The 9,827-nt window shown below is 74.5% G+C and carries 2 protein-coding genes; both read right to left on the minus strand.

Annotated features, from left to right (window positions below; all coding sequences use genetic code 11):
* The coding region (locus AB0H32_RS43525; protein ID WP_361133683.1) for a type I polyketide synthase at window positions 1–5,040 on the minus strand (5,040 nt) is incomplete at its 3' end.
* A 32-nt stretch (window positions 5,041–5,072) separates the two neighbouring features.
* On the minus strand, window positions 5,073–9,827 hold a 4,755-nt coding region (locus tag AB0H32_RS43530; protein WP_361133686.1), incomplete at its 5' end, for an SDR family NAD(P)-dependent oxidoreductase.

Consider the following 9,827-nt stretch of genomic DNA (forward strand, 5'->3'; position numbering starts at 1 on the left):
GGGGGGGGGCCGGGGGGGGGGGCCGTCTTTCTCCCCCAAATTATCAGCCCCCACCGCCGCGGGGCCCCCCCCCCCCCCCGGGGGGGGGGGGGGGCGGGGGGGGGGGCCCCGGGCGCCCGCCCCCCCCCCGGCCGCGGCGCCGGTGTCGCCCACGAGGCCTCGGAAGACGGCGGGCAGCATGCCGGCGCGGGCCATGGCCCGCAGTCCCGGAACGTCCAGGCGGACCGGCACGATCTCCGGCCGGTCCGCGGTGAGGGCGGCGTCGAACAGGGCCAGCCCCTCCGCCGGGGTGAACGGTACGACTCCGGCCCGCCCCATCCGGTTGCGGTCGGCGTCGGTGATCCGGTCGCCCATGCCGCCGTTGTCCGTCCACAGGCCCCACGCCAGCGAGGTGCCGGGCAGGCCCGCGGCCCGGCGCTGCCGCGCCAGCCCGTCCAGGAAGGCGTTCGCAGCGGCGTAGCTCGCCGCGCCTGCGCTGCCCAGGACTCCGGCGAGGGAGGAGAAGAGCACGAACGCGGAGAGGTCCAGGTCCCGGGTCAGCTCGTGCAGGTGCAGCGCCCCGTCGGCCTTCGGCCGCAGCACGGTGTCCAGGCGCTCCGGGGTCAGGGCGGTGACCACGCCGTCGTCCAGGGCCGCCGCCGCGTGCACCACGGCCACGAGCGGGTGCTCGGCCGGGACCGCGGCCAGCAGTTCCGCGAGGGCGTCACGGTCCGCGATGTCACAGGCGGCCACGTCGACGTGTGCGCCCAGCTCGGAGAGAGTGGTGACGAGTTCGCCGACGCCTTCGGCGGCGGGGCCACGGCGACTGGCCAGCAGGAGCCTCCGTGCGCCGCGTTCGGCGACGAGGTGCCGCGCGAGCGACAGTCCGAGACCACCGGTCGCGCCGGTTATCAGCACGGTCCCCTCGGGGTCCCACGCGTGACCGGTGGGCTCCTCGGGCGGGGTGATCCGGGCGAGGCGCGGCACGTACAGCTTTCCGTCGCGCACCGCGGCCTGCGGCTCGTCCGGAGCGGCGAGCGCCGCGGCCAGGGCGGGGTCGACGTCGCTGCCCGTGAAGGAGTCGTCCGCGTCGACGAGCAGGAGCCGGTCCGGGTGCTCGGCCTGGGCCGACTTCACCAGACCGGATACCGCGACGTGCGCGAGGTCCAAAGCTGTGCCGTCCAGCTCGACGGCTCCGCGCGTCATCACCACGAGACGTGCGTCGGAGAACCGCTCGTCGGTGACCCACTCCCGGAGGGCCGACAGCACACCGGCCAGCAGCCAACGCGTCGCCGCGGCGGCATCGCCCTCGCTCGGGGCGCAGGGCAGGAGGACGTGGGCAGGCGTGGCCGCACCGCCGTCGACTGCCTTGCGGAGCGCGTCGAGGTCGGCGTAGGAACCCTCGTTGCCGAGGACCGCCCACTCCGCTTCGGGAGCAGGGGCGGGAGCGGAAGCCGCGGTGTGTTCGACCCAGTCGACCTGAAACATCCAGTCCCGGTGCGCCACGCGCGAGGCCAGCACCTGCTGCGGGGACATCGTCCGCGTCCGGACGGACGCGACCGAGGCGACGGGGGAGCCGTCGGCGTCGGACAGTTCGATCGCCACCGCGTCGTGGCCGGTGGGCCGGATGCGTATGCGTACGGCCCCGGCCCCCGGAGTGTGCACGGACATGCCGCTCCAGGCGTAGGGCATGAGCACCTCGTCGGGGTCTTCGGCTTGCTCCGACGCCGGCATGCCGAGGGCAGCGTCCAGCAGTACGGGGTGCAGGCCGTAGCGGTCCGCCCGGTCCCGCTCCGTGACAGGCAGTGCGGCCTCGGCGTACAGCTCGTCCCCGGCGCGCCAGGCGGCGCGCAGGCCCGGACGGCCCTCGACGTCCACGGGTTCGGCACCCGCCGGCGGCCAGATCATCGTGTCGAACCCGGCCGCCGGAGCGTTCCGGGTGAGCTCTCCGGTGACGTGGCAGACCCACGGCTCGCCGGTGCCTTCGGCAGCGGGCCGGCTGAAGACGCGCACGGAGCGCCGGTCGGGATCGTCGCCCGAGCCGACCTGCACCTGGATGCGGACGGCGCCTTGTTCGGCCAGCACGAGCGGGGCGTCCACGTCCAGCTGTTCCAGGTGCGGAAAGCCGGTCCGCCGACCCGCGGACAGGGCGAGTTCCACGAACGCGGCGACCGGGAGCACCGGCACGCCGCCGACCGTGTGTTCCGCGATCCAGGGCATGTCGGCCGGGGACAGCCGACCGGTGAACAGCACGTCCTGTGCCCCGGCGGTCTCCACCACCGCACCGAGCAGGGCGTGGCCGGAGGAGTCCAGGCCCGCCGAGGAGACGTCGAGCGCGGCCGTGCCTTCGAGCCAGTGGCGCTCGCGCTGGAAGGCGTACGTGGGCAGGTCGACACGCTGGGCGCCGGGGAAGAGCGCCTGCCAGTCCGGGGAGACACCGTGCGCGTGCAACTGCCCGAGGGCGAGAGTGAGCGCCTGGGGTTCGGGGCGGCCGGTACGCAGAGCGGGAACGGTGACGATGTCCGCGTCGTCGTCGAGGCAGCCCTGGGCGAGGGCGCTCAGCACGCCGCCGGGGCCGATCTCCACGAACGTGGTCACGCCCAGCTCGTGCAGGGTCCGCACGCCGTCGGCGAAACGGACCGCCTCACGGACGTGCCGGACCCAGTACTCAGGGGTGTACGGCTCGGCCAGATCACCCGTGAGGTTGGAGACCACCGGGATCCGCGGTTCGTTGAAGGCCAGACCGCGGACGGCCTCCGCGAACTCCTCCAGCATCGGATCCATCAGCGGCGAGTGGAACGCGTGGCTGACCTTCAGGCGGGAGGTCTTACGACCCTGACCGGCGAAGGTCTCACCGATTGCGGTGACCGTGTCCTCGGCGCCGGACACCACGACCGACTGAGGGCCGTTGACCGCCGCGATGCCGACGCCGTCGGTCAGGTGCGGCAGCATCTCGTCCTCGGTCGCCTGGACCGCCACCATCGCGCCGCCCGCAGGCAGGGCCTGCATCAGCGCGGCACGCGCCGACACCAGCTTCGCCGCATCCTCGAGCGACAGCACACCCGCCACATGAGCAGCCGCGATCTCGCCCACGGAGTGACCGGCCACGTAATTCGGCCGGATGCCCCACGACTCCAGCAGCCGGAACAGCGCCACCTCGACGGCGAACAACGCGGGCTGTGTCGAACCCGTCTGATGAAGGGTTTCCGCATCGGCGTCGACCGGGGCGTCCACAAGCGCGCACACCTCGTCGTGCGCCGCAGCGAACACCGGGTACGCCGCGTACAGCTCGCGCCCCATCCCCAGCCGCTGCGAACCCTGGCCCGAGAACAGGAACCCGACCTTGCCCCGGTCGGCCTGGGCGCGCCCCGTCACCACCTGTGCTGCGGGCTCGCCCGCTGCGACGGCGGTCAGCCCCGCGCGCAGCTCTTCCGGGTCGGCGCCGACGACTGCGGCCCGGTGTTCCAGTGCCGAGCGGGTGGCCGCCAGCGAGAACCCCACGTCGGCCGGTGACACGGCCGTGAGGTCCACGGACGCCAGCAGTCGTTGTGCCTGCTCCCGCAGCGCCTGTCCGGTCTTCGCGGAGAGTACCCACGGCACCACCGTGGTCCGGGCCGGCATCAGTTCCTCGGCAGCGCCCTCGCCTTCGGTCGTGTCGTCGGCCGGGTCCTCCGCCTCCGGTTCGGGCGCCTGCTCGAGGATGATGTGCGCGTTGGTACCGCTGATCCCAAACGAGGAGATCCCGGCCCGGCGGGGGTGGTCGGTCTCCGGCCACGCGATCGCCTCGGTCAGCAGCTCGACCGAGCCGGCCGTCCAGTCGACCTGCGGGGTCGGCCGGTCCACGTGGAGCGTCTTCGGCAGCATGCCGTGCTGCATCGCCAGCACCATCTTCATCACGCCGGCGACGCCCGCCGCGGCCTGCGTGTGGCCGATGTTGGACTTCAGCGAGCCGAGCAGGAGCGGCCGTTCGCGGTCCTGTCCATAGGTCGCGAGCAGCGCCTGCGCCTCGATCGGGTCGCCGAGGCTCGTGCCCGTGCCGTGGGCTTCGACGGCCTCGACCTCCTCGGCGGACAGCCGGGCGCCGGCCAGCGCTTCGAGGATCACGCGCTGCTGCGAGGGGCCGTTCGGCGCGGTCAGGCCGTTGGACGCGCCGTCCTGGTTGACGGCGCTGCCCCGGACGACGGCGAGCACCTGGTGGCCGAGCCTGCGGGCGTCGCGCAGCCGCTCCACGAGCAGCAGGCCGGCGCCTTCGGACCAGGACGCGCCGTCCGCGGCCGCCGCGAAGGACTTGCAGCGGCCGTCGGGGGCGAGCCCGCGCTGACGGCTGAACTCGACGAACGCGCTCGGGCCCGCCATGACCGTCACGCCGCCGGCGAGCGCCATGGAGCACTCGCCGCCCCGCAGCGCCTGCACGGCGAGGTGCAGGGCGACGAGCGAGGACGAGCAGGCGGTGTCGACGGTGACCGCAGGGCCCTCGAAGCCGAAGGTGTAGGCGATGCGCCCGGAGGCGACGCTGCCGGAGTTGCCGGTGCTCATCAGCCCCTCGATCCCCTCGGGCAGGACGCCGGGCGTGAAGCCGTAGTCGTGGTACATCAGGCCCGCGAAGACGCCGGTGCGGCTGCCCTTGAGGGTGGCGGGGTCGATGCCCGCATGCTCGAAGGCCTCCCAGGCGGTCTCCAGCAGCAGCCGCTGCTGCGGGTCCATGGCCAGCGCCTCGCGCGGCGAGATCCCGAAGAAGTCCGCGTCGAAGTCCGCCGCTTCGCGCAGGAAGCCGCCCTGGCGGGTGTAGACCTTGCCGGGCTGCTCGGGGTCGGGGTCGTAGAGCGCGTCGACGTCCCAGCCGCGGTCCTCGGGGAACTGCGAGATGGCGTCTTTGCCCTCGGCCAGCAGCCGCCACAGCTCCTCGGGGGAGCCGACGCCGCCGGGGAAACGGCAGCTCATGCCCACAATGGCGATCGGCTCCTGGTCGCGGGCCTCCAGCTCGCGCACGCGCCGCCGGGCCTGGCGCAGGTCGGTGGTGGCCCGCTTGAGGTACTCCCGGAGCCTGTCTTCGTTCGTCATCGGTGTTGCCCGCCCCTTTTGGCCTGCGCAGTTCAGGAGATGCCGAGTTCGTCGTCGAGGAGCTCGTACAGCTCCTCGTCGCTCGCCGAGCTGAGGTCGTCTTCGTCCTCGGCTCGGCCGGCGCCTCCCGGATCGGCCGGCTCGTTCCCGTTCCAGCGGGCGAGCAGCGCCTGGAGACGCATGTTGATCTTGGTTCGGGTGACGTTGTCGACGCTGTCCGCTCCGGCGCCGTCGAGGGCGGCGGCGAGGCGGTCGAGCTCGTCGAAGACCGGCGCCGTCCCGGCCGTGCCACCGGGGAGGTCCTTCAGCACCCGCCGCGCGAGGACCGCGGGCGTCGGGTGGTCGAAGACCAGCGTCGCGGGCAGCCGCAGGCCGGTGGCCTTGTTCATCCGGTTGCGGAGCTCCACCGCGGTCAGCGAGTCGAAGCCCAGGTCGCCGAAGGCCTGGTCGGGCTGGACAGCCTTGGCCGAGCTGTGCCCGAGGACGGCGGCGACCTCGGACCGGACGAGGTCCAGCACGGCCTCTTCGCGCTCGCTCTCGGGCAGGCCCGCGATCCGCTGCGCCAGCGGTACGGAAGCCGCCCGGTCCGTGCGCCGCGGCCGGCCGCCGACGAGCGCCCTGAGCAGCGGCGGCACCGGTGCGGTCGCGTTCCGCAGGGCGGCGAGGTCCAGCCGTGCGGCCACCACCAGGGGCTCCTGCAGCGCGAGCGCGGCGTCGAGGAGTTCCAGGCCGTCCTCGTCGGACAGCGGCAGCACGCCGCCGCGGGCGAGCCGGGTCCGGTCGGCGCCACCGAGGTCCTCGGTCATGGCGCCCGTGCGCTGCCACAGACCCCACGGCAGCGACACCGTGGGCAGCCCCTGGGCCCGGCGGCGCCCGGCGAAGGCGTCCACGAAGGCGTTGGCCGCGGCGTAGCTGGCCTGGCCGGGGGTGCCGAGCGTACCCGCGAGCGAGGAGAAGACCACGAATGCCGACACGTCGCCCGCCAGCTCGTGCAGGTTCAGCACCGCGTCGGCCTTGGGGCGCAGCACCGTCTCCAGGCGCTCCGGCGTGAGCGAACCGATGACGCCGTCGTCGAGGACGCCGGCCGTGTGCACCACGGCCGTCACAGGCGTGCCGGACAGCACCTCGGCGAGGGCGTCCCGGTCGGCCACGTCGCAGGCGGCCCAGAGCACTTCGGCACCCGCGGCGGTCAGTTCCGCCCCGAGCTCCGCCGCGCCCTCGGCGTCCGCGCCGCGCCGGCTCATCAGCAGCAGGCTGCGCACACCGTGTTCGGCGACCAAGTGCCGGGCGACGAGTCCGCCCAGGGCGCCGGACGCACCGGTCACGAGCACCGTGCCCGCCCCGAAGTCCGGGGTGGCCCGCGGGGCGTCGGCGGCGGCCCTGGCGAGCCGCGGCAGCAGGAGCGTGCCGCCGCGCAGTGCCGCCTGCGGTTCCCCGGACGCGACGAGCCGGGGGACGGCCGTCGCTGCGGCCTGCTCTCCGTCGGCGTTCTCTTCGGTGTCGAGGAGGACGATGCGGTCCGGGTTCTCCGACTGTGCCGACCGGACCAGGCCCCACACGGCCGCCTGCACCGGGTCGCCCGGTGCCGGGTGGTCCCCGGCGGCGACCGCGCCCCGGGTCACCAGCACCAGGCGGGCGGCCCGGTCCTCGGCCAGCCACCACTGCACCAGCCGGAGCACCTCGGCGAGGACTTCCCGGACCCGTCCGGCGTCGGTGCCCGACCCTGCCGGGCACCGGACGACGACGGCGTCCGCGTCCGCCTGTGCCCCGGTCTCCGCCGCGGGGGCGGCGAAGAGGGCGGCGATGTCGCCGTAGGCCCGTACGGCCGGGGCATTCGCGTCGGCCGGGGCGGCGAGCGGTGCCCACTCCACGGTGAACAGGGAGTCCCGGGAGCTGGTGTGCAGCTGCTCGGCCGACACCGGGCGCAGTGTCAGCGACTCGACCGACACGACGGGACGACCCGTGCCGTCGGCGGCCTCCAGCCGTACCGTGTCCCCGCCGGCCGGGGAGAGCCGTACCCGCAGACCGGCTGCTCCGGTTCCGTGCAGCGTGACGCGGGACCACGCGAAGGGCAGCAGGGGCCCGTCGGCGGCCGGTACGAGGCCGCCCGCGCCCAGCGCGTGCAGCGCGGAGTCGAGCAGGGCCGGGTGCACGCCGAACGCGTCCGCGTCCGCCTGCGCCTCGTCGGTGACGGCGAGTTCGGCGTACACCGCGTCGTGGCCGCTCCAGGCGGCACGCAGACCCTGGAAGAGCGGGCCGTAGCTCAGGCCGAGGTCCGCCAGGCGGTCGTAGAAGCCGTCCAGGTCCACCGGCTGGGCATCGGCCGGGGGCCAGCTGCTCAGGTCGGTGCCGGAGGGGGCTGCGCCGGTGGTGAGGACGCCGGTGGCGTTGCGGATCCAGGGGTCGTCCCCGGCTCGCGAGTGCACGCTCAGCGGGCGGCGGCCGGAGTCGTCCTGGGCGCCCACGAGGACCTGGAGCGCGACGCCGCCGTGCTCGGGCAGCACCAGCGGTGCCTGCAGGGTGAGTTCCTCGACCAGGTCGCAGCCGGTCTCGGCCGCGGCGTGGGCGGCCAGTTCCACGAAGGCCGTGCCCGGCAGCAGTACTGTGCCCAGCACCGCGTGGTCGGCCAGCCAGGGCTGGGTCTGCAGAGACAGCAGCCCGGTCAACAGGTGGCCGCCGGCGTCCGGCAGCTCCACCGCCGCGCTGAGGAACGGGTGGTCGGCCGCGTCCAGCCCGGCCGCCCGCACGTCACCGGCCGGAGCGCCCGCCTCCAGCCAGTACCGCTCGTGCTGGAACGCGTAGGTGGGGAGGTCGACGCGGCGCGCACCCGGCAGGACGGCGTCCCAGTCGATGGCGACGCCGTGCACGTGGGCCTGGGCCAGGGACAGCATCAGCCGGTTCCGTCCGCCGTCGCGCCGGCGCAGCGTCGGTACGACCGCGGCGTCCGCCTCGGCGGCCTCGATGGCGTCCTGGATGCCCGCCAACTGGACGGGGTGCGGGCTGACTTCGACGAACACGTCGTGCCCGTCGGTCAGGGCGGCCCGGACCGCGTCGTGGAACCGCACCGTCTGCCGCATGTTGCGGTACCAGTAGCCGGAGCCGAGCTCGTCCGCGTCCAGCTTCCCGCCCGTCACCGTGGAGTAGAAGGGCACGGAGCCGGGGAGGGGGCTGATGCCGGCGAACCCCGCAGTGGCCTGCGCTTCGACGCGCTCGATCTGCGGCGAGTGCGCGGCGTAGTCGACGGCGACCTTGCGGACCTGGATGCCCTCCTGTTCGCAGTGCGTGCGGAGTTCGTCCAGAGCGTCGGTGTCCCCGGAGACCACGACGGTCCCGGGCCCGTTCACGGCGCCGATGCCGAGGCGGCCGGCCCACCGGCCGATCAGTTCCTGCGCCTCCTCTTCCGGGAGCGTCACCGAGGCCATACCGCCGCGGCCCTGGAGTTCGCGCACGGCGAGGCTCCGCTGCGCCACGATGCGCGCCCCGTCCTCCAGGGAGACCGCTCCGGCGATCACCGCCGCGGAGACCTCGCCCTGGGAGTGCCCGACGACCGCGTCGGGGGTCACTCCGGAGGAGCGCCACACCTCGGCCAGGGCGACCGTCATCGCCCACAGCACGGGCTGCAGCACGTCGACCCGGTCCTGCTCGACGTCGGACGTGCCGCGCAGCACCGCGGTCAGCGACCAGTCCACGTGCGGCGCGAGGGCGCGCTCGCAGGCGTCGATCCGGTCGCTGAAGACCGGGAGGGTCTCCAGCAGTTCGGCGGCCATGCCGACCCACTGCGCCCCCTGCCCGGGGAAGACGAAGACGGTCCTGCCGCCGGTGCGTGCGGTGCCCGTCACCACGCCGGGCGGCGTGGCGCCTGCGGCGACACCGGCAAGTCCCCGCCGGAGCTCGTCGGGGGTCTCCGCGACCACCACGGCGCGGTGTTCGAAGGCCGCCCTGGTCGTGGCCAGCGAGTACGCCGCGTCGGCCGCCGGGGCCGCCCCGCCGTCGTGGTCCCTGTCGTTGTCGTCCAGGAAGGACGCGAGGCGGGCGGCCTGCGCCCGCAGCGCTGCTTCGGTCCTGCCGGAGAGCACCCACGGCACGGCCGCGCCCGGGTCGGACGCCGGGAGCAGTTCCTCGGTCGCGGGGGCCTGCTCGATGATCGTGTGGGCGTTGGTGCCGCTGACGCCGAAGGACGACACGGCAGCACGGCGCGGGCGGTCCGACTCGGGCCAGTCGACGGCCTCGGTCAGCAGCCGGACGTCGCCGGCCGACCAGTCCACGTGCGGTGTGGGTTCGTCGACGTGCAGGGTCCGCGGGAGCACTCCGTGGCGCATGGCCATGACCATCTTGATCACACCGGCGACACCCGCAGCGGCCTGCGTGTGACCGATGTTGGACTTCAGCGAGCCCAGCCACAGTGGCTGTCCTTCGAGCCGCTCCTGCCCGTACGTGGCGAGGAGCGCCTGCGCCTCGATCGGGTCGCCGAGCCTGGTGCCCGTGCCGTGGGCCTCGACGGCGTCCACGTCGGCCGGCGTGAGCCCGGCGGACGCCAGCGCCTGCCGGATCACCCTCTGCTGTGAGGGGCCGTTGGGAGCGGTCAGACCGTTGGACGCACCGTCCTGGTTCACCGCACTGCCCCGCACGACGGCCAGCACCTGGTGCCCGTTCCGACGGGCGTCGGACAGCCGCTCCACCAGCAGCAGGCCGACGCCTTCGCCCCAGCCCGTGCCGTCGGCACCGGCCGCGAACGCCTTGCAGCGGCCGTCGGGCGACAGCCCGCGCTGCCGGCTGAACTCCACGAA

The sequence above is a fragment of the Streptomyces sp. NPDC020362 genome, assembly GCF_040642095.1.
In the GTDB taxonomy this organism is placed as follows: Bacteria; Actinomycetota; Actinomycetes; order Streptomycetales; family Streptomycetaceae; genus Streptomyces.